Consider the following 21104-nt stretch of genomic DNA (forward strand, 5'->3'; position numbering starts at 1 on the left):
GGTCTCTCCTTCAGTAGTTGTCCTGCCCGCCTTGCCCACCAGGTTCAACGGGATCCGGCCGTCTCCAGATAGGCCCTGGCCCGTGCGTCGATCTCCGTGGCCACGCGCACGCCTCGCTTCCGGAAGGGGGAGAGCGCGGCCCGCATCTCCTGAGCGGTTCGACGAGTACGCCCCGACCGGACTCCGTCCATCGAGTCCAGCGCCTGCGCCCAAGAGCCGCAGGCTTCTTCGAGGTTGCCCTGCCGTATCTGCACCTGCCCCAGGTATCCGAGGGTGACGGCATGGGTGCGGGTGAACGTCGACGTCTTTCGCGTCCTCGCGCTACGACTGAACTGCCGCAGTGCACCGTCGAGGTCGCCGCAGTCGCGCAAGGTGCACGCCGTCTCGTGAGCGAGGCTGGCCTCCTGGAAGAAGAAGACCCGCTCCGGCTCCTCGTCCCCCGGCCGAGCAGCGGCCAGATCATCCTCTGCGCGTACGAGAGCCGCTGCCGCGGCCGAACTCTCACCGACCGCAGCGAGGCTGCGGGCGTGCACGACGCCGAGCAGGGCGCGCTCGCGCGGGGCCGCCGTGCTGTACCGCTCGCCCGCCATGGACGCGCTCGCCAGGTCCAGCGCACTGCGCGGCTGGCCGAGGTCAACTGCCTGGTGGGCCATGGCACGCAGTACATGACCGGCCATCGGGCCGTCGTCCGCCTCGGCCGCGAGCTTCACGGCGAGTACGAAGTAGCGCTGTGCAATCGCATGTTCGGAGTTGTCGAAGGCCATCCAGCCCGACACATAAGCGAGTTCGCCGGCTGCGGAGAACATCTCCCGGCGGACACGATCGGTGGCGAACCGTCCCTTGAGATAACCGGCGACGTCCGAGGTCAGGTACTGCACAGCGGCAGTACGGGCATGTCCGCCACCATGGCGCTGATCCATCCGGGAGAACAGCGAGACCATGTCCCGTACGGAGTCGACCTCACCCCGGCCCACCCCACGAGTGGCGGACTTCTCGCGCCCGTCCTGCCGGGCCTTGCTCTGCCACCAAGCGGCGCCGGGAAGTGCCAGTGCCGTGACCGAGTACGTGGCAGTGCTGAGTACCTGTCTGCGTTCCATGTCCAAGTCGGCGCCCCCGAGGTCGGCCAGCGCCGTCAGCGTATCCGTATGCCAGTCCACGACAATGCCCCGTGAACCAGGTGACCGGGAGAATCCGGCGTCCTCGGTCGTGACGGTCCGCCCGAGACGGCGGGACAGGCTTTCGCACAGCAACTCCGGTGCCCTGCCCGAAGGTTGGGTGCCCCGAACCCAGTGCGACACGTGAGAGCGCCCGACTCCGGCGAACTCCCGCGCTCCGTGCTCCATGGCCACGCGCACGAGTGCGGCTGCCAACTGCGCCTGGGACCAGTGGGCTTCCTTGATCAGAGCCGCCAGCTTCCGGTTCCGGCTGCGAGTCCGAGCCATGGTTCCTCCCCGTCGCCGTCAGTGATCTTTCACCGCTTTCCCCGGATCACCGCTTGCCGGGGCATACCGGCAACCCGTGATCAACAGTTCACTAAGCGTAATGGATGCGAAGCGTTCCGTTGGTCCAACAGCCCATGAACAAGCCCGACTTGGAGAGACGGTGGCAGACAACCGAATCCAAACCGTGGGACAGCGCGAGCGGCAGCGTGCACGGCAAGGCGCCCTGCCGACCGTGCTGTTACTGGCAGGCGTCCCCGAATCAGTGCGCAGGGCACGCGCGTTCGTACGAGACGGCCTCACCTGCGATGCCCGCCTTGCCGACCCGGACCACATCGACACCGTCGTCCTGATCACCAGCGAACTAGTCACCAACGCCATCCGCTACGGCACCGAACCCGGCGACTCGGTCCGCGTAGTCCTCGACGCCGACGCCACACGCACCCGCGTCGAGGTGCACGACCCCGTACGACGCCGCCCCCGCATCCGGCCCGCATCCGACGAGCGGCAGCGCGGGCGGGGCCTGATCATCCTGGACGCCCTGTGTCCCGGGCGGTGGGGTACGTACGACATCCCGTTCGGCAAGGCGGTCTGGGCGGAGGTGGCAGCGGCGCGGGTCGGTGGGCGCACGTGACGGGGTTCAGACGGACGAAGGGTGCCCCGGCCCGCAACCGCGACCCGAGGCACCCCCGGCGTGCGAACCCCCATACGGGCCGCCGCCTCCCCACCTCCCCCCTCCGAAGGTGGAGCCCTTCACCTCCCCCTGGGAGGCCAGTCCCCTGGGAGGTCAGCTCGTGGTGCCGCTGTCCCCCGGAACCGCGTCGGCGGGAGCCGTGTGCCAGTTGGTGACGACCGGCTTGTCGACCGTGAAGGCGCCGACGCTCAGGCTGATCGGGTCCGTCGTGTCGTCCATGCTCGCCTTGACGATGATTTCGGACAGTTCCTTGCCGTTGTTGTCATTGGTGGTCTTGGGGTTGACCCCGGCGTAGGCCATCGCGTCGCCGGTCAGCTTCATCGGCTCGCCGACCGAGTGCTCCAGCGGGGCGGCTTCGGTGCCGTCCGAGCCGAAGGCGACCACCGGGTACTCGCCCGGCAGCCAGCAGGTGATGCCCTCCTTGGCCTTCACCGAGATGAGGATGTAGCCGCCCGCCTGGGTCTCGTCGCTGGCGTTCCAGTCGAGGTCGTTGGTGCCGCAGGACTGGCCGTAGCCGTCCTTGTCGCCGGACCCCTCGCCGGCGCCGTCGCCCTCGGAGCCGCCGTTGCCGGACGAACTGCCGCCCGTCGAGCCGCCGTTACCCGAGCCCGCCGAGGTGCCCTCGGAGCCGGAGCCGCCGGTGCTGCCGCCCGAGCCGCCGTTGGTGCCCTCTCCCGTACCCGGGGACTGCTCGGCGGCGGGCGAGGACGGGGCCTGGCCGGAGTTGTCCTTGTCGTCCCCGTCGCAGGCGCTCAGCGACAGGACCGCGGCCATCGCCATGGCGGCCAGGGTGGACGTGCGGATGAGGTTCTTGCGCATGGGTGGGCTCCCCCGTGGTGACGATCGCGGTGATCGGTCGCAGTGATCGGTCGTGTGGATCGGGCGTATGGAACGTTCGGGTGGATCGGTGTGTGGATCCGTGGTCTGTTCATCAGTCTGCTGGTGCCGGAGGTGGTGCGGGGCACCTGCCCTGGCGGCGAGAACCACGTTCGCCGCTCGGCGGCCCGCCCCGCAATGATCTACGGGAAGAAGGGACGGTGGAACGCGGAAACAGCCCCTGACCTGCGTGAACTACCCACCCCTGGAACGCTGTTCTGGGACGGGACGAAAGGGCGGCAGGCCGCGAACGCGAGGCGGTGGGCGCCGGATCGGGCCCTGTGGGCCGAAGGAAGCGGAACCGAACGGGGACTAAGGGCGGACGAAGGCGGAACGGGGAAAAGGGAACGGCCCGCCCCCCGGGGCGAAGACGTCCACGGGGGCGAGCCGTTCCCTCACACAAGCGTCGTGCCGTCTACCTCACGACGCCAACTCCGCCCGCTCCTCCCGCTCCTCCCGACCCGTGGCCGTGAACCCGTGTCCCGGCCGGTGCAGCAACGTCGTCGCCCTGCTCTGGGCGATCAACCGCAGCCGGTCCGCCAACGCCGTGATCCTGCGGTGCAGTTCGGCCGGGTTGAGGCAGGGGTAGACGTCGGCCAGGATCGCCTTGTCCTCCGGGGTCACGCTGTCGTGCCGGTCGGTGCGGCGGTACGGGGTGGCCGTCTCGTACTCCTTGCGGCGGCGGCCGTCCTGCTTGCCGCCGGGCAGTGAGTGCTGTTGCGGGTAGTAGAAGTTGGTGAGCCGGGACAGGGCCGTCCAGATCTCGTTGAGGAGGGCGAGCTCGCCGGGGGTCTCGTAGCGGTACTCGCCCGCGAGGGCGTGCAGCATGCTCCAGTTCTTCTGGCCGACGTGGTGGCTGCCGCGTCCGGCCGGGCGGGCGTGGGTGAAGGTCACCCGGCGCTGCTGGCACCAGCCGAGCAGGACCTCGTCGGTCAGGGTGCCGTGGCTGCCGCAGTCCAGGCCGAGGATCGGGAAGGGCAGGCTGCGGGCGATCTGGTCGAGGGCCAGCGGGATCTGGGCGATGCCGCGGACCGTGCGGTTCTCGGTCCAGCCGGTGGCGATGTCGGTGGCGGCCACGGTCCGCAGGCCCCCGTCGTCGCTGCGGCCCCCGTCATGGCTGACGACCGCGATCTCGAAGAAGCCGGGGCGGCTGTGGTCCCACTCCGTCCAGGTGACGAGCGGGAGTTCGTTGCGCAGCCGGGAGCCGGGCCTCAGGCGCGGTGCGGTGCCCGCGGACTGACGGTGCGGTGCCAGGCGACGGCAGATGGTCGCCGCGGACATGCCCATCAGCAGCTCGGCGGTCTGGTCGTCGATGGACAGCTCGTGGTGGCGGCGCAGTACCGGGACGAGCTCCGGGAGCATCGGCGCGAGGCGTTTGCCCGCCGGGCGGTCCAGGATGGTCCAGCACAGCATCAGGGCGGCGACCACCTCGGTGTCGTACTTGGTGTACCTGCCCTGCGGGGACGCGGCGAGCTTGGGCCGGGCGGCGTTCAGCAGGGCCTTGCGGGCGTGGCTGCGGTGCCAGCCGGTCGCCGCGCACACCTCGTCCAGGATGCGTGTCTTCTCCTGCTTGTCCCCCTGGGCGTAGCTGGTGGCGTAGGCGTTGGTGAGGGCCTTGCGTCCGGCGAGTGTCGCGGCGGACTCCGCAGGAGCGGGCTCCTCGGACGGTACGGCGCCGTCGGACCCGTCCGAGCCGGCGGCACGCTGTCCGGAGGCGGCCCCCGCCGCTGTCTCCGGACGTGTCCCGCGGTGGGGCTGTGCCGTGTGCCGGTACAGCGGTGCGGACGCGAGCCCCTGCGGGAAGCGGACTCCGATCAGCTCGTCGAACTCGTCGTAGCGGTTGTATACGGCGTAGCGGTTGTTCTGTGTGGTGTGCGCGTCGTGTGCCTCGTGCTGGATGTTGCTCGTGTTGCCTGTGTTACCAGTTCCGATCCGGACCATGACCTTGGCTGAGCTCGTCACTGCGCCCCCGTAGGCTGTGGCCTCCTCGCGAGGCCCTTCATCACTCTGTCGAACGAGCGGGACCCCGGATCGACAACTGCCCAGAGAATGTCGAGAAGTTGTCCGGATCACCCGTAAAAGAGAGGAAACGTCGGGTCGGTTGTCACCCTCCCGACGGGTGCCCTCGCGGCCGGATTCCTCGCGGTCCGCTCGCGGGCGTGATGGGTCGCCGTTCATATGTGCATTCTGTGCGGGCGGACGCACCCAGGGCGACGGATTTGCGGACAGATACGGGCGGTGTGGGGATGGTCACGGTCGGCGAGATCCGGCGATCCGCAGGCGGGCGACTTGGCGGCAGGTGACTGAACGAAGGGTGGCGCGCGGTTTGCGATGCCCGTCCGCGAACCGCGCCGCGCGCCCTTCCGTTTTCGGTCGCACAGGCCGGAACGCATCGCTTTGACGGCCACCGACCCTTGGTTTCAGGACAGTTGAGGCCGCCTCCGTGTTACCGGCGGGTGACGAACGAGCTTCAACGAACATCGCTGCACAGAGCATCGATTGCAACCGTTCGTACGTCGGGGGCTACAGGGGGCGACTATGTGCCAACTGTCCTGCCGTTCCGGGCCGTCGACAGCGACCGGGGAACGCTGTAGCGTTCCACATGACCATGAATGATCATGTACGGAAGCCGGGTGGCGCAGCGAAGACCTCGAGTGCCTGACCGGCGAACGCCTTCGACGTCGTGAACAGTGCAGAACCGCACCGGCGCCAAGCGGTGGCGGGCGTGAAGAGGGAGGGCATGGGGCGGTGGCGGAGTACCTAGTGCTCATCTACGAGGATGAAGCGCGCACTGCCGAGATGGATCCGGCGACCGATGCCGCGCTCGTGGGCAAGTTCCAGGAATTCATGGCGAAAAACGCCTCCCATGTACAGCGCGGCCAGCGCCTGCACACGAGCCCCTCGGCCCGCTCCGTCCGTCGCGAGCCCGACGGCGGGGTGAGCGTCACCGACGGGGCCTTCATCGAGTCCAAGGAAGTCGTCGCGGGCTACTTCCTCATCGAGGCCGAGGACTTGGGCCGGGCCGTCGAGATCGCCCAGCAGATCCCGGTGCCGCACGGCGGCGTCGAGGTCCGCCCGATCCGCGCCCTGCCCCAAGACGCCTGCCCGCATGCCTGACCACGCCCCCGGCTTCGTCCCGTACCGACGAAGCGCCTGATGGACGCCGCCGTCGCAGCCGCGGTCGCCGAGGCGCACCGCAGGCAGTGGGGTTTCGTGCTCGGCGCCACCCTGCGCATCACGCGTGACCTCGATCTGGCCGAGGAATGCGTACAGGAGGCGTACACCCAGGCGCTCACGCAGTGGGTGAGCCAGGGCATCCCCGAGCGGCCCGAGGCCTGGCTGACCCTCGTCGCCCGGCGCCGCGCGGTGGACGTGATCCGCCGTCACGACACCCTGCGCGGCAAGCTTCCGCTGCTCGCGGAGGAGGAGACGGCCCCGGCCGCCGACCAGGCCATCGCCGACCAGGACATCCCCGACGACCGGCTGCGGATCATCTTCATCTGCTGCCACCCGCTGCTCGACGTGGACACCCGGGTCGGCCTCACCCTGCGCCTGGTGTGCGGCCTGTCGACGGCCGAGGTGGCCCGTGCGCTGCTGGTCTCCGAGCAGGCCATGGCGGCCCGCATCACGCGCGGCAAGAAGAAGATCAAGGCCGCCCGGATCCCGTACCGGGAGCCGGAGCCCGAGGAACTGCCCGCCCGCGTCGACGCCGTCCTCGACGTGGTCCACCTGATCTTCAGCACCGGGCACACGGCACCCTCCGGCGACCAGCTCCAGCGCCGCGACCTGGTCTCGCGCGCCACCCATCTGGCCCGCATACTGCACCAGTTGCTGCCCGCCGAGTCCGGTCCCGCGGGCCTGCTCGCGCTGATCCTGCTGATCGACGCGCGTCGCTACACCCGTACCCGCCCCGACGGCGCGCTGATCCCGCTCTCCGAGCAGGACCGCACCCTCTGGGACACCACCCAGATCGGCGAGGGCCGCAGACTGGTCACCTCCGCGATGCGCCACCGGCCGCCGAACCGGTACGCGCTGATGGCGGCGATCGCGGCCGTGCACGCGCAGGCCGGACGGTGGGAGGACACCGACTGGCGGCAGATCGTCGGTCTGTACGACGCGCTGCTGCTCGCCTGGCCCTCGCCGGTGGTGGCCCTGAACCGCGCCATCGCCATCGGCCAGGCCCTCGGCCCGGCCGCGGGCCTCGAAGCCCTCGACGAGCTCGCCAGCGAACCTAAGTTGGCGCAATACCACTACTTCGCCGCCGCCCGCGCCGACTTCCTGCGCCGCCTGCACCGTCTCGACGAGGCCCTGGCCTCCTACCACGAGGCCCTTTCCCGTACGGAGAACGCGGTCGAGCGGGAGTTTCTGGAGGCGCGGCTGAAGGAGTTGGGGGCCGGGTGCTGAGCGGCCACATGCCGGTGAACGGGGACCATGTGCGGCAGGCCGTCACCGCCTGCGTCACTGTCCTCGATGGTGTCCCGGCCGCCCAATGGCACGACCGGGCCGGTGAGTTGGAGTGGACGTGCTGGGAAACGCTCGAACACCTCGCGGACGATCTGCTCACGTACGCGCTGCGGTTCGGGCTCGCGCGGCCCAACGCCGTGCCACGTGTCCCGCTGCGCGTTTCCTGTGATCGTCCGGGCGGCCCGGGCAATGTCGTCTTCGGGGATCACGAGGCAGGGCCCGAGGGACTCCTGACCGTTGTCGAGGCATGCGGCGGACTCCTCGCGACCGTCGTCGACGCCACGGCCGCGACCACCTTGGCCCCCCACGTTTTCGGCGCCTCCGACCCGGAGGGCTTCGCGGCGATGGGCGTCGTCGAGACCCTGGTCCACACCCACGACATCACCCAGGGACTGCACCGCCCCTGGGAGCCCTCCCAGGAACTGAGCGAGCGGGTCCTGGCGCGCCTGTTCCCCGACGTCCCTGTCGTCGACACTCCATGGTCGACCCTTCTGTGGGCCACCGGACGGATGGAGACTCCCGGTCGCCCCCGCCGGACGAACTGGCGCTGGAACGGCGCGCCGCTCAGCCGCAGTTGACTCATCGTGGCCATCAAGTAGGTCTGCCCGTCGGCGGGTTGGGTCGTACACCTACGGTGCGGTGCGTGATCAGCCGCGACGGGCCAGCAGGTAGGCCCGGCGGGTCTCCGCCTCGTGGGGGTAGTGGGCCCGCTCCATACGCATCTCCACGGTGAAGCCGGTCTCTTCGAGGAGTCCGGCGAGGTGCCCGGGGTCGAGGAAGCGGAAGTCGAGGTCCACCTCGTGGCCCCACCACTCGTCCAGGTGCCGGACCTCCGTACCGACGTGGAAGGCGACGAGCAGCAGGCCGCCGGGGCGCAGTACCCGCCGGGCCTCCTCGCAGGCGCGGCGCAGGTCGCCCGGGTCGAGGTGGATCCACGTGTACAGGGCGACGGCGGCACCGAACTCGCCGTCCCCGGCGGGTAGTTCGAGCAGATCGCCCTCGCGGAACTCGACCTGCGCGAACCGGCGACGTCCCGCCGCGACCATGCCCGCGGACAGGTCGATGCCGACCGCGTGCACACCCTTCCCGGCGAGCCAGGCCGCCACATGTCCCGGACCGCAACCCAGGTCGGCGACGGCGGTGCCCGGCTCCCGCTGTTCCAGGAGCGCGGCGAGCAGCGCGCGGTCCAGCGGCTTCCCGGCCAGCTCGTCGTGCAGCCGGGTCGCGTACTCCTCGGCGACGGTGTCGTAACTCCGGCGCACGGAGGCGGTGTTGGAGGCCGGCGGGCTGGAGGAAGCCGGAGAGTCGGCGTGCTGATCGTCCATGTCGGAAAGGATGCAACAGGACCGCGCCGGCGGGGAGTTGGCGCTCCGAGCGTGCGTGCGCGGGAACCGTCCCCGCGGCCCCGACCGTCGGAATGACTGTGCCCACTCAGCCGAGACAGCCCGCCCGCGCACCGCAGGACGGCCACATGATCGTCTGTGGGGACGACGCGCTCGCCGAACGGCTCGCCCAGGAACTGCGCAAGGTCTACGGCGAGCAGGTCACCGTCGTCGTCCCCCTGACCCGGCCGCGTACCGGCCCCGAGACCCGGGGCTCCGGCCGCGCACGGGCCGCCGCCTGGTTCAGCCGTATGCAGACGGTCGTGAGCCGGACCGCCGCAGCGGGGCAGGAGTTCCGGGACGGGCGGGACGGGCGCGACGGGCGGGAGGCGCGGGACACCGGGGGAGCCCAAGAGGGCGACGGCATGGGCGAGTTGCGGGTGCTCGAAGCCGCCGAGCCGGACGGGGAGATCCTCAGCGAGGCCGGGGTCGCCAGGGCCAGTGCGGTGGCCCTCGTCTATGACGACGACGAGACCAACATCCGCGCCGCGCTCGCCGCCCGACGGCTCAACTCCCGCGTACGGCTGGTGATTCGGCTCTACAACCGCAAGCTCGGCCAGCACCTGGAGAAGCTGCTCGACCAGGCCGCCGTGATCAGCTTCCTCCAGGAGGCGGGGGAGAGGCTGCCAGGGCCGCGCCGGGCGGACGGCGGCGGCGGTGCGGGGGCGCGCGACGGCGGTGGCGGCACGGGGGCGCGCGACGGCGGCGGCGCGGGGCAGCGCGAGGAAGGTCCCGGACGCGACCGCACCCAGCACGGCCCAGCCCGTATCGACGCCGCCACCAGCGCACGTATCGATGCCGACATCAGCGCCCGTATCGACGCCTCCACCACCGTCCTGTCGGACGCGGACACCGCCGCGCCCGCGCTGGCGGCGACCGTGGTCGCGGGGACGACCAAGGTGATCCAGCGGGCGGGGCTGATGTTCCGTGCCGTGGAGCGTCCGGCGCCCGCCGCCGGGACCGGGGTCGAGCCCGGTGTGGTCACCCTCGCCCTGCTCGCACCGACCCCCAACGACACGGCGGGCGTGGACAGTTGGTTCGACACGAGTGCGCCGGTCGGGCCACGGCTGCTGCCCGACGACGAGACGGTGGTGGCGGCCGAGGGCCGGGCCCGGGTGGTGCTCGAAGGGCTCGCGTACGCGCCGGGCAGTGCGCCGGGGCCGGGGCGGCTCGCCGGGCGGCGGGTGCCGATCAGGACGCTGTTCTCGCAGCGGCTGCGCTGGTCGCTCGCCGTGCTGCTGCTCTGTGTCCTCGCCCTGGCCGTCATCTCCTGGCTGACCACCGGGGACCATCCGCTGCACGCGGGCTATCTGACCCTGCTCGACCTGTTCGCGATGGGCGACCCCGCCCTCGGTGAGTCCACCGCACGCCAGAGCCTGCAACTCCTGTCGGGACTGGCCGGACTGCTCCTGATGCCGGTCCTGCTCGCCGCCGTCTTCGAGGCGCTCGGCACCTTCCGCAGCGCCTCCGCCCTGCGCCGCCCGCCGCGCGGCCTGTCCGGTCATGTGGTGCTGCTCGGGCTCGGCAAGGTCGGCACCCGCGTACTGGCCCGGCTGCGTGAACTCGGCATCCCCGTGGTGTGCGTGGAGGCGGACCCCGAGGCGCGCGGCGTCGCACTGGCGCGGCGGCTGCGGGTGCCGACGATCATCGGCGACGTGACCCAGGAGGGCGTACTGGAGGCCGCGAAGATCGGCCGCGCCGATGCCCTCCTCGCCCTGACCAGCAGCGACACCACCAACCTCGAAGCGGCCCTGTACGCCCGCTCGGTCAAGGCCGATCTGCGGGTCTCACTGCGCCTGTACGACGACGCCTTCGCCTCGGCCGTCTTCCGCACCCTGCGCGCCGCCCACCCGCGCGCGCTCACCCGCAGCCGCAGCGTCACCACGCTCGCCGCGCCCGCCTTCGCCGGGGCGATGATGGGCCGTCAGATCATCGGCGCCATACCGGTCGAGCGCAGTGTGCTCCTGTTCGCCGCCGTGGACGTCGCCGGGCATCCCCTCCTGGAGGGCAGGACCTTCGCCGAGGCCTTCCGTCCGGAGCGGTGGCGGGTGCTCGCCCTGGACCCGGGCGAGAGCAGAGGCGGCAGGGGCGGCAGAGGCGAAAGAGGCAACGGCAGCGAAAGAGGCAACCCAGGCGGCCGGGACGGCGGCCGGGACCGTAACGGCAACGGCGGCGGGCCGTTCTGGGCGCCCGACCCCTCGTACGTACTCGACGCCGGGGACCGTGTCCTGCTGGTCGCCACCCGTCAGGGCCTCGCCGAACTGTTGCGCCGCCACCCCTGAGGGGCTCGCCCGCGCGGCGGTTCGCTCGTCGACCGCTCCCTGACCGCCTCTCGACCGTCCCTTGGTCGCCCCTTGGTCGCTCCTCGGTCGCCCTCAACCCCCCGGCCACCCGGCCCCACTTCACGCCCGGTCGCGTGACGCGGCAGCGGGTCAACACGATGGCGACGTTCACTCGTCATAGTGTCCTTTTTGCGTCGAATGTGACGTCACTGTGAGCAGTGTGAGCAGAAGGAGCACCCATGAACCCAGTCGCCGAACTCGCGGCGCGCAGTGCGCGGATCTTCGCGGCGGGCAGCCTTGCGGCGGCCACGGCTGTCGGAGCGGCCGGTATCGGGACCAGTGCCCAGGCCGCCGACCCCGGCTACGGAAGCCAGACCCTCGCGGCTCCGGCCAGGCCGTACGTCACCGTCACCACGCGCGCGGGCCTGAACATCCGTCAGTACCCCTCCACCGACTCCTCGGTGAAGGGCGTTCTGAAGTACGGCACCAAGGTCGGCGTGCTGTGCAAGGTGCGTGCCCAGAACATCGAGGGCAACAGCATCTGGTACCAGCTGCGTGACAAGCGCCATGTGTGGATCTCGGGCCGCTACGTCCACGTCACCGGCTACGTGCAGTACTGCAAGGACGTGTACCCGAGCAGCCGCAGCGCGCTGCCGGGCGCCGACGGCTGACAGGTACGCACGGGTACGCGCCGCCGCACGCGCGGCGCCCACCGACGGGCCCCCGGCCGGGGTCGCACTCCCCCGGCCGGGGGCCCAGCCGTTCCCTGCCGGGGCTCAGCCGTTTCGGTGCCCACGTCCCGGCCCGGCCCGCCGTCGCGGAGGCTCAACTCACGCGTCGCAGCGCCTCCGCCGTGAGGTCCGCCAGGGTCGGATAGCCGTCCACCGCCATGATCAGGTCCGCCTCCGCGAGCAGCGAACGCAGTACGTGGACCACTCCGTCGACGCCGCCGAGGGCGAGACCGTAGGCGTACGGGCGGCCGATGCCGACGGCGGTGGCGCCCAGCGCGAGGGCCTTGATGACGTCCGCGCCGGTGCGCACGCCCGAGTCGAACAGGACCGGCATGCCGTCGGCCGCGGCGACCACCTCGGGCAGTACGTCGAGGGCGGGCAGTCCGCCGTTGGCCTGGCGGCCGCCGTGGTTGGAGCAGTAGATGCCGTCCACGCCGAGGTCCTTGGCGCGGCGGACGTCCTCGGGGTGGCAGATGCCCTTCACGATCAGCGGGAGCGCCGTGAGCGAGCGCAGCCAGGGCAGGTCGTCCCAGGTGAGCGGATTGCCGAAGAGCTGGGTCCAGTGCAGGATCGCGGCGCCCGGGTCCTCCTCGGGGCTGCGGGCGAGCAGGGCGCGGAACACCGGGTCGGCCGTGTAGTTGGCCAGGCAGTGGCCGCGCAGCTGGGGGAAGTTGGAGGTGCTCAGGTCGCGTGGGCGCCAGCCGGTGATCCACGTGTCCAGGGTGACCACGATGCCCCGGAACCCGGCGAGTTCGGCCCGCCGCACCAGGTTCTCCGCGAGGTCCTTGTCGGTGGGCGTGTAGAGCTGGAAGAAGCCGGGGGTGTCCACGAGTTCCTCGGCGACCCGTTCCATCGGGTCCACCGAGAGCGTGGAGGCGACCATCGGTACTCCGGTCAGCTCGGACGCCCGCGCGGTGGCCACGTCGCCGTGCCCGTCCTGTGCGCACAGCCCGATCACGCCGATCGGCGCCAGGAACAGCGGCGAAGGCATCCGCAGGCCGAACAGGTCGACGGACAGATCGCGTTGGGCCGCGCCCACGAACATCCGCGGGACCAGGCCCCAGCGTTCAAAGGCCCGTACGTTGGCGCGCTGGGTGAACTCGTCACCGGCGCCGCCCGCCACGTAGGACCAGACCGAGCGCGGCAGCACCGCCTCCGCCGCGGACTCCAGCTCGGCGTGGGTGAACGGGAACGACGGCTGTACGCCGCCGAGGCCGTTCAGGTAGATCTCCTGCTGGTAGTCGCCGAACTGGCTCATCGACCCGCCTCCGCCGCCCGCCCGCGGTGTGGCGCCGAGTCCGTCCGCTGTTGTCCGGACCGCGCGGGCCGTGCGCTGCTCTCGTTGTGTCCGTAGGTGTCTGTGTGCCGGTACCTTGCCGGGTCAAGGATCCGGAGCGGAGGGCGGCACGCCAGGATTCGCAGGAATCCCGCAGGGCACAGGCGTTCGCGCAGGATCCGTTCACCCGCGGGGAGCCGGGTGAACGGGCCCTGGCGCGACGCCCGTTCGACGGGCGAACCCGCGTGGCTGCTCAGAGGGGCAGCCCGTAGTCCTTGCACTCGGCCTTGAAGTCCTTTACGTCCGGGCCGAGTTCGTTCAGTACGTTCTGCAGGGTCGGGCTGTCGTTGAACAGGCCGATGTGCGAGACCGGGTCGCTCGGGCACTGGTCCTGGATGGTGATGTTCTCGACCTTGTCGCCCTTGAGGAAGTTGTTCGTGTACGGGGTGGTGACCCAGTCGCGCTCGGTGGACAGGACGACGTAGCGCACGCCCGGGACCGTGTCGCCGTCGCCGAAGAGGTCCTTCTGGAAGTCGGAGTCCACGGCCTGGTCGGTCAGGCCCCGCATCTCCGCGAAGTCGAGCAGCCCGGTGGCGAAGCCGAGCAGGCGCAGCTTCTCGGCGAGGGTGACCAGACCGCTCACGTCGGTGCCGTGGTTGCTGGGCGCCATGCCGATGTTGACGTCGACCTTGTCGGCCCCGCCGAGCCGCTTGAGGTAGTAGTTCGCGACCAGGCCGCCCTGCGAGTGGCCGACCACGTCGACCTCCTTCGCCCCGGTGGCCGCGAGCACCTTGTCGACGAAGGCCCGCATCTGCTTGCCGGAGTCGGCGACCGACTTCAGACCGCCCACGCGGTTCAGGGACAGGGGGTGCATGCCGTAGTTGAAGGCGAAGACGCAGTAGCCCTTATTGGCGAGCATGGGGGAGAGCGCGACCCAGTTGGCGCCCGTGTTGAAGAAGGTGCCGTGCACCAGGACCACCGGCTTGCGGTGCTCGTCGCTCGGCTTGCAGTTCCAGTCGTTGGCGCCGGCGACCTTGTCGGGTGTCAGCGCGTAGTTCAGCAGCGCCGTGCCCACCCCGCCGACGGGGTACTGCTGTGGCTGTTCGGTGGCCTGTGCCGTGCCGGTGGTCAGCGCACCGGTGGCGGCCAGGGCCACACCGGCTGCGGCGAGACGGCAGGCGAGCGAGGTGATGCGGCTCATGGCGAGAGGTCCTTCGGTCGGCTTCGGAGTACCTGAGGGGGCACTCCCACCGGGCCGGGGGCGCAGTGCACGCGTCCTGTACTTCGCGTGTACTCCGCACAACCCCCGTGGTCCGGCCGACACCAGACTGCGCCGACGCGCCGGAAAGGGCTTTGGTTCGGCCTCCAGAGTTTTCGGCGGGGTTTGTGACCGTCCACAAGAGCGGGACCTCGTACTCGGGTCGGCGGTGCGTGTCGACGGCGGGTGTCGGCGGCGGTGAGTGCCGACGACGGCACCGGAGAGGGAGGGACCCTCCCGGGGACCGCCGGCCGAGGGCAGGGGGTGGCCGACGGCCCCCTTCCGCGCGGGTCCGTCTTCCCGCACGGTGCTCATCCAGTTCAAGCGTGTTCGGCGGCGCGGGGAAGGGTGCGTGCGCGCGGTGATGCGTGTGCGGACTTCACACGGCGTGTGCGGCGCGCACTCCGGCTCGCACTCCCCACTGCGCTCGCGCCGATCCGAGGGGGTGCGTGCCACCGGCCGACGGGCTCTCGGGACACCGGCCGACGGGGCTCCCGGGACACCTTCTTCCGGGCCCGGCCGTGGCGCTCCGCACGGGCTCCGAACGGACTCCGAACGGGCTCCGGACGCCGCCGCTCGTTAATCGGTACGAGGCACCCCCTTTGATGGCGTAGACTTCATTTCAACGACGCGGGGTGGAGCAGCTCGGTAGCTCGCTGGGCTCATAACCCAGAGGTCGCAGGTTCAAATCCTGTCCCCGCTACTGAAGGCCGAGGGCCGGAACCCGGAAACGGATTCCGGCCCTCGGTGTTTTTCGTGCCGTGCGGTGCACCGCATCGCGGTGCCGTGCAGTGCTCTGTCGCGCCGTGCCGTGCCCGCCTCGGGCCGTACACCCGTCCGGGCCCCGCCCGGTCGTCTCTGCCGGGCTTCCGGGAAACGCTGAAAGTGTTCTGTTGGCCCGGCCGCCGCGCGGTCGTCGAGACGGCGGGAGCCGCGTAGTGGGGAACCCAGGCGGTCGGGACGAGGAGCGGGTCCCGTACGCGGTCTCCCACGGAGCCAACGCCGACCCCGGTGTGCACCCGCCCCGCCGCTCGATGTCCCAGCTGTTCGTCCGCGCCCTGCCCGTCCTCCTGATCGTGCTCGGCACCGTCTACGACGCCCTCACGCCGCCGGTGTACAGCGCCCTGCCGATGTTCTCGGCCGCGCCGCTGATCGCCGCCCCCCTCTACAGCAGACGCGGCACCCTGGCCATCTCCGCCCTCGCCTGTGCGGCCGTGCTCGCCCTGCGGAACTACCAGGAGCACTTCTCCAACATCGAGGGCCGGACCGAGGTGGTCACCGTGGTGACCGTCTCCGTCCTCTCCCTCCTGGTGAACCGGGCCGTCCAGCGCGGCGGCGCGCAGCTCGCCTCGGCCCGCGAGATCGCCGAGGCCGCCCAGCGCGCCGTACTGCCGGAGCCGCCCGAGCGTCTGGACGGACTCCAGATCGCGGTGCGCTACGAGGCGGCGCAGGAGGGCGCGTTCATCGGCGGCGACCTGTACGCGGTGCAGGACACCCCCTACGGCGTACGGATGATCGTCGGCGATGTGCGCGGCAAGGGCATGGGCGCGGTGGCGACCGTGGCCGTGCTCATCGGCACCTTCCGGGAGGCCGCCGAACAGGAGGTCACCCTGGAGGCGGTGGCCCGCCGCCTGGAACACGCCCTGGCCCGGGAGGCCGCACTGCGCAGCGGCATCGACGGCTTCGAGGACTTCACCACCGCCGTGCTCGCCGAGATCGTGCACGAGGGCCGGGTGGTACGGCTGCTCAACCGGGGGCACCCCGGGCCGCTGCTGCTCGACGGCGACGGCGGGCTGCGCGTCCTCACGGCGGACCGGGCCGCGCTGCCGATCGGCCTGGCCGAGCTCGGCGGCGCGGGCGCCGACCGTGTCCAGGAGATCGACTTCCCGCTCGGCGCCACCCTGCTCTTCCACACCGACGGACTCCTTGAAGCACGCAACGCGGACGGCGTCTTCTACGACCCGGTGTCCCGTCTGGAGGGGCGGGTGTTCCCGGCGCCGGGCGTGCTGCTGGCCACTCTGGTGAAGGAAGTGGTCCGGCACACCGACGGCGGCGCGACGGACGACATGGCGCTGCTCGCGGTGCGGCGCCCGGTCACGGCGCCGCCCGACGACACAGGGGCCGACGACTCCGTGGCGGGGACGCGGAGTGACTTTCGGTGAGTGGGCGATGCCACTGAATAACAACTGACACACCGTCAGGAGATTGTGGGTTTGGGAAGTTGGCGAAAATCGCGTCCAACTCGCCCCATGCGGCACCCTTATGTCCGCAAAATTTCTTGCGCCGACGTCAAGGATCACGGGGAACTCTTGGAATACGGGGTCCGGGTCTATTAACGTTCGATAACGCAGCGCGGTCGTCACAGCCGTCACAAGGGTCGGCTCCGTGCTCATGCGCCTAATCCCGCAAGGGAGCCGGGGAACCACCTTTTTGGGGTGAATCGGTCGCCTTTCCTTCGAGGGGCGACGGTAGGAGACCTTCCTGCTCCGAACCCGTCAGCTAACCCGGTAGGCGAGAAGGAAGGAAAGGAGCACGCCTCCGTGGCGTCCAACGGCCCTGCCACCCGCACCGGTTACTTGCCCAGTGACGAGGACTACGGCTTCGAGGAGCCCCTCCCGCAAGCCGGGGAGTGGAATCCCACCGCCGAGTCCGTCCGCCCGGTACGCGGCAGACACCGCGTCATCAAGCAGCGGGGCGGCCTCGCGCGCAGCTCCACGGTCCTCGGTGTCGGTGTCATCGCCGCCGTGGGCGCGGGCGGCATCGCGACCGCACAGGGCGGCAAGCCCGCGGTGCAGATATCCGTCCCGGACGTCGCGAAGGTCACCGACTCCCTGCCCGAGGCCAAGTCCCTGCCCGGCGTGGGCTCGCTGGTCTCCGGCTCCGAGGAAGCGGCCGCCGACCCGGCCGCCGCGGCCCCGCTGAGCACCGCTGCCCGTGGCGTCTCGCCCGAGGCCGGTGAGAACCTCCGCAACCGCATCCTCCAGCAGGCCGAGCAGCAGGAGGACGCCGCCGCGAGCGCCGCGCAGCAGGCCGCCGAGCAGGCCGCGGCGAAGAAGGCCGCCGAGGAGGCGGCCGAGCAGCAGAGCAAGGCGAAGGCGGAAGCCGACGCCAAGGCCGAGGCCGCCAAGAAGGCGGCCGAGGAGGAGGCCCGCCGCAAGGCCGAGGCCGAGCGCCTGGCCAAGCTGGCCCGCAGCTACTCGCTGCCGACCTCCTCGTACACCCTCACCTCGCACTTCGGCGACGCCGGTTCGATGTGGTCCTCCGGCTACCACACCGGCCTCGACTTCGCCGCCCCGACCGGCACCCCGGTCAAGGCCGTGCACTCCGGCACCGTCAAGGAGGCCGGCTGGTCCGGCGCCTACGGCTACCGCACGGTCCTGGAACTCGAGGACGGCACCGAGATCTGGTACTGCCACCAGTCCTCGATGAGCGTCAGCGTCGGCCAGCAGGTCACCACCGGCGACGTCATCGGCCGCGTCGGCTCGACCGGCAACTCCTCCGGCCCGCACCTGCACGTCGAGGTCCACACCCCGGGCGGCACCGGCATCGACCCGCTGGGCTGGCTCCAGTCCAAGGGACTCAACCCCTGAGACACCCGCTGCGGCGGATGCGCCGAAGCACACGTACACGGCACACGGCACCTCATGGCGTACTCACGCCGTGGGGTGCCGTTGTCGTTGCGGTGCCCCACGGCGCCCGGGGTCACCAATGCCGTTGTCGCGGTGGCCAGTTGGGCGCGGCGTGGTGCGTCGGCGGAGGGGCCGGGGCCGGGGTCGGGGCCGGGGTGCCGGGCGGGTGGTACGCGTAGGGGTGCTGGGGCGGCGGGCGGTGCGGGCCGGTCTGCTGCTGGGGCCAGTTGGCGTACGGCCGGTGCGGGAGGCCCGGCGGCGGGCGGCCGTGCGGGCCCCAGCCGTGTGCCGGGTACGGGACGGGCGGCGGCTGCGGGGCCGTGAGGTGAGCGGCGTAGGCGAGGGCGGGGGCGGCGACCCGGCGGCCGCGCCACAGGCTTTCGAGGAGTTCGCGTTCCCGGGTCACGAAGTCGGCGTTCGCACGGCCCCGGCGGCCGCGTCTGCGCAGCAGTGCCAGGGCGGTGGCCCGGTGCGCGTAGTCGGCGACGGTACGGGCGGCCGCCTTGTCGAGCGCGTGCGCCGCGTACTCGCGGGCCAGGGTGCGGGCGCGCATCGAGCCGAGGGCGTACGGCTCCGGGGCGCTGAGCCATCCGGCGGCGGCGTAGGCGGGCAGTTCCTCGCGTACGGTGCGCAGTTCGCGCTGTCGCTGCCAGACGGCGAGCCAGGTGAGCAGGGCGAAGGCGGGCAGCATGAACAGCGCGTAGACAGCGAAGAAGCCGAGCGGGCCGAGCGCGGCGGAGCCGTTCCATCCGGCGTGCACCGCCATGGCGAGCAGCAGTCCGGCGAGCGGCAGCAGGGTGCGGCGCAGCCGGTGCCGTTCGGCGCTGAACGCGGCGAGCCCGAAGCCGATGCCGGTGAGCACCGTGAACAGCGGATGCGCGAACGGCGACATCACGATCCGTACGAAGAAGGTCGCGGCGGTGACCGAGGCGAGCCCCGAGTCGCCGCTGATCCGGTCGGTGCCGAAGGCGTTGCCGAGGTAGAGGATGTTCTCGGTGAAGGCGAAGCCGGAGGCGGTGAGACCGGCGATGACCACACCGTCGACGAGCCCGGTGAAGTGCTGTCGTCGGAACAGGAAGACGAGGAGTACGGCCAGGGCCTTCGCCGACTCCTCGACCACCGGGGCTATCACCGTGGCGGCCAGAGTGTCGGCACTCTCGGGGTCGGCGGTGGTCGTGGCTATCCAGCGGGCCGCGAAACTGTTCGCCAGGATCGCGATCAGCGCGGCGGCACCGGCGCCCCAGCCGAAGGCGAACACCAGGTCCCGCCAGGGCCCCGGCTGCACCCGGTCCAGCCACCGGAACGCGGCGAACAGCAACGGCACCGGCACCACCGCGAGCCCGAGCCCGACCAGGAACCCCTCGGTGCCCGTCTGTTCGCGCACCAGCGCCAGAATCACCAGCCCCGACACCAGCAGAACCGCCCCGGCCGCCCCCAGCCGCACCCCCCGCCGCTGCCACCAGCGCGCGTGCCGCACCGCCCCGCCGGACATCGCACCGGGCGGGGTACGGGACGGCTCGCCCGGCGGCTGCGCGTACGGGGGAGTGGCCACGGTCCGACCCTAACGAGGGGGTGGCGGGGGGCGCGATGGGGCGTGGGGTGGTGGGGCTGTTGGGGGCGGGCCTATGTGGGGGCGGCCGTGCCCCGGGGCCGGGTCACAGCCGGTCCGCGCCGAGGGTGCGAGTGGTGCCGTCGGCGAGGGTGAGGGTGAGGGTCACCGGGCCGTCCTCGCCCGTGCTGGGCCACCAGGCGCTCCAGCGGCCGTACGGCAGGGAGGGGATCTGCCCCACTGTCGCCTTGACGGTGCGTCCGTCGGCATGGAGGGTCACGCTCTTCACCTCCGCACCCACGGACCCGATGGCGTAGGCGAAGCGTGCGGAACCGTCGCCGCTGGAGTCGAAGGTGTCCAGGGTGACGCCCGTGTCGCGTACGGGGGTGGGCGGATCGACGGGGACGACGGTGCCGGTGCCGTCCCGGCCCGCCAGGCAGTAGGCGGACTGGCCACGCCTGGTGATGATCACCGAGACGGTGCTGCCGCGGAGGTCCGCGTTGCTGTAGTGGCCCGGGCCGTAGTCCCCGGTGACCTTCTTGGTGTCCTGGAGGCACTTGTACTCCAGGTAGACGGAGCTGCCGCTGTCGGCGCTGGTGACAGCGGTGGCCGTCTCGGTCCAGGCGCCGACTTCCGCCGGGGAGAGAGGGCCCGAACCGCCTTCGTCGGACGGGGTGGAGGTGGTGGTCAGCACAAGGGCCGCGGCGGCGAGCACACCGGCCAGGGCGAACGACGTACGGCGGACGAGGGGCCGGCGTACCCATGCGGGGGCCGGACGGGCGGGCCGCTGGGCGGCGGTGGTCTCGTCGAGCACGCTGTGCAGCAGGCGTTCCCGGCGGTCGGCCTCGGCCGTGGTCAGCGGAGTGCGCGGGGCCGGGTCGAGCTCGGCGAGACGGACGAAGACGTCGTTGCTCATGTCGAGGGCTCCTGTCGGGGCGTCAGGGACAGCGCGGTGAGCTCGGCGGCGGGGGCTTCGAGACGTTTGCCGAGGCGTCTTCGCGCGCGGGCCAGGCGCATGGTGTAGGCGGCGCGGGTGCAGCCGAGGACGGTTGCCGCCTCGCGGGCCTCCAACTGCTCCCACACATGCAGGGCCAGGACTTCCTGGTCCGCGGGTGCCAGTGAGCGCCAGGCGGCGGCGAGGTCGAGCCGGCACTCCACTTCCGCCGCGGGGTCCGTGGCCGTGCCCCGGCCGTCGGCGGAGACGGCGGACTGCTGGATGTGGACCTTCAGCGCGGACTGCCGCCGCATGCCGCGATCGGCGTTCAGCATGACTCTGCGCGCGGTCCCGAACAGCCAGGGGCGGGGGTTGTCGGGGATGTCGTGCCGACGGCGCCAGGCGGCGAGAAAGGTCTCGCCCACGATGTCGTCGACGTTCGTCGGGTGGGCGCGACGACGCACGAAGCGCAACACGTCCTCGTAATGGGCCCGGTACACGTCGGTGAACTGGTCCTCTGTTGCGATGGGCATGACTTCCTTCCGGTTCAGCCTCTGCCCCTACATGTCCGGCACCCGGACACCTGCAAC

At 71.4% G+C, this 21104-nt stretch carries 17 protein-coding genes, 1 tRNA gene and 1 riboswitch; of the genes, 9 read left to right on the forward strand and 9 right to left on the reverse strand.

Annotation, left to right across the window (positions count from 1 at the left end):
* Positions 1-44: 44 nt before the first annotated feature.
* The gene (locus HUT18_RS18700) at positions 45-1442 is read right to left on the reverse strand and encodes a Tat pathway signal protein (RefSeq protein ID WP_176101771.1); all 1398 of its coding nucleotides are present in this window, start codon (positions 1440-1442) and stop codon (positions 45-47) included.
* Positions 1443-1617: 175 nt separating this feature from the next.
* On the opposite strand from HUT18_RS18700, the gene HUT18_RS18705 reads away from it, so the two are divergent.
* Positions 1618-2073 carry an ATP-binding protein gene (locus HUT18_RS18705; RefSeq protein WP_254879048.1) on the forward strand — a complete coding sequence of 152 codons (456 nt, stop codon included), beginning with the start codon at positions 1618-1620 and terminating at the stop codon, positions 2071-2073.
* Positions 2074-2226: 153 nt separating this feature from the next.
* On the opposite strand, the gene HUT18_RS18710 is transcribed toward HUT18_RS18705, so the two are convergent.
* Together HUT18_RS18710 and HUT18_RS18715 are read right to left on the reverse strand one after the other, a co-directional pair.
* Positions 2227-2952, reverse strand: coding sequence for a DUF4232 domain-containing protein (locus HUT18_RS18710; RefSeq protein ID WP_176101773.1), 726 nt, complete (start codon positions 2950-2952; stop codon positions 2227-2229).
* A gap of 477 nt (positions 2953-3429) precedes the next feature.
* Positions 3430-4971 carry a hypothetical protein gene (locus HUT18_RS18715; protein ID WP_176101774.1) on the reverse strand — a complete coding sequence of 514 codons (1542 nt, stop codon included), beginning with the start codon at positions 4969-4971 and terminating at the stop codon, positions 3430-3432.
* Positions 4972-5772: 801 nt separating this feature from the next.
* Between HUT18_RS18715 and HUT18_RS18720 the strand changes: the two genes are divergently transcribed.
* From HUT18_RS18720 to HUT18_RS18730, 3 genes are read left to right on the forward strand one after another with little or no spacing between them, the layout of a single operon-like run.
* On the forward strand, positions 5773-6126 hold the full coding sequence (locus HUT18_RS18720; protein WP_176101775.1) for a YciI family protein: 354 nt from the start codon (positions 5773-5775) through the stop codon (positions 6124-6126).
* A 39-nt stretch (positions 6127-6165) separates the two neighbouring features.
* Positions 6166-7413 (forward strand): RNA polymerase sigma factor, encoded by a 1248-nt coding sequence (locus tag HUT18_RS18725; RefSeq protein WP_176101776.1) that lies wholly within the window; start codon positions 6166-6168, stop codon positions 7411-7413.
* Positions 7407-8051, forward strand: coding sequence for a DinB family protein (locus HUT18_RS18730; protein WP_254878689.1), 645 nt, complete (start codon positions 7407-7409; stop codon positions 8049-8051). Before HUT18_RS18725 ends, HUT18_RS18730 begins: the two co-directional genes overlap by 7 nt.
* Before the next feature lie 69 nt (positions 8052-8120).
* Here the strand turns inward: HUT18_RS18730 and HUT18_RS18735 are convergent, their stop codons facing one another.
* A complete protein-coding gene (locus HUT18_RS18735) occupies positions 8121-8798 on the reverse strand; it encodes a class I SAM-dependent methyltransferase (RefSeq protein ID WP_176101777.1) in 678 nt (225 codons plus the stop codon).
* Between the two features lie 146 nt (positions 8799-8944).
* Between HUT18_RS18735 and HUT18_RS18740 the strand changes: the two genes are divergently transcribed.
* On the forward strand, positions 8945-11137 hold the full coding sequence (locus HUT18_RS18740; RefSeq protein ID WP_176101778.1) for an NAD-binding protein: 2193 nt from the start codon (positions 8945-8947) through the stop codon (positions 11135-11137).
* A gap of 239 nt (positions 11138-11376) precedes the next feature.
* Positions 11377-11808, forward strand: a complete 432-nt coding sequence (locus tag HUT18_RS18745; RefSeq protein ID WP_176101779.1) for an SH3 domain-containing protein — start codon at positions 11377-11379, stop codon at positions 11806-11808.
* Between the two features lie 154 nt (positions 11809-11962).
* Here the strand turns inward: HUT18_RS18745 and HUT18_RS18750 are convergent, their stop codons facing one another.
* Both HUT18_RS18750 and HUT18_RS18755 read right to left on the reverse strand, forming a co-directional pair.
* Positions 11963-13126, reverse strand: coding sequence for an alpha-hydroxy-acid oxidizing protein (locus HUT18_RS18750; RefSeq protein ID WP_176101780.1), 1164 nt, complete (start codon positions 13124-13126; stop codon positions 11963-11965).
* A gap of 271 nt (positions 13127-13397) precedes the next feature.
* Positions 13398-14345 carry a triacylglycerol lipase gene (locus tag HUT18_RS18755; RefSeq protein WP_176101781.1) on the reverse strand — a complete coding sequence of 316 codons (948 nt, stop codon included), beginning with the start codon at positions 14343-14345 and terminating at the stop codon, positions 13398-13400.
* Positions 14346-15031: 686 nt separating this feature from the next.
* Between HUT18_RS18755 and HUT18_RS18760 the strand changes: the two genes are divergently transcribed.
* The 3 genes from HUT18_RS18760 (at position 15032) to HUT18_RS18770 (ending at position 17992) form a co-directional block, all read left to right on the forward strand.
* A tRNA-Met gene (locus HUT18_RS18760) sits at positions 15032-15105 on the forward strand.
* Positions 15106-15436: 331 nt separating this feature from the next.
* Positions 15437-16564, forward strand: coding sequence for a PP2C family protein-serine/threonine phosphatase (locus HUT18_RS18765; protein ID WP_176104631.1), 1128 nt, complete (start codon positions 15437-15439; stop codon positions 16562-16564).
* A gap of 222 nt (positions 16565-16786) precedes the next feature.
* Positions 16787-16931, forward strand: a riboswitch (cyclic di-AMP (ydaO/yuaA leader).
* Between the two features lie 11 nt (positions 16932-16942).
* Positions 16943-17992 carry a M23 family metallopeptidase gene (locus tag HUT18_RS18770; RefSeq protein WP_176101782.1) on the forward strand — a complete coding sequence of 350 codons (1050 nt, stop codon included), beginning with the start codon at positions 16943-16945 and terminating at the stop codon, positions 17990-17992.
* Positions 17993-18104: 112 nt separating this feature from the next.
* Here the strand turns inward: HUT18_RS18770 and HUT18_RS18775 are convergent, their stop codons facing one another.
* From HUT18_RS18775 to HUT18_RS18785, 3 genes are all read right to left on the reverse strand, one after another.
* The gene (locus HUT18_RS18775) at positions 18105-19523 is read right to left on the reverse strand and encodes a PrsW family glutamic-type intramembrane protease (protein ID WP_176104632.1); all 1419 of its coding nucleotides are present in this window, start codon (positions 19521-19523) and stop codon (positions 18105-18107) included.
* Positions 19524-19686: 163 nt separating this feature from the next.
* Complete coding sequence (locus HUT18_RS18780; protein ID WP_176101783.1) at positions 19687-20496, reverse strand: hypothetical protein; 810 nt, start codon at positions 20494-20496, stop codon at positions 19687-19689.
* On the reverse strand, positions 20493-21047 hold the full coding sequence (locus tag HUT18_RS18785) for an RNA polymerase sigma factor (protein ID WP_176101784.1): 555 nt from the start codon (positions 21045-21047) through the stop codon (positions 20493-20495). Before HUT18_RS18785 ends, HUT18_RS18780 begins: the two co-directional genes overlap by 4 nt.
* Positions 21048-21104 lie beyond the last annotated feature (57 nt).

Origin of the sequence: Streptomyces sp. NA04227, from assembly GCF_013364195.1 — a bacterium.
In the GTDB taxonomy this organism is placed as follows: Bacteria; Actinomycetota; Actinomycetes; order Streptomycetales; family Streptomycetaceae; genus Streptomyces.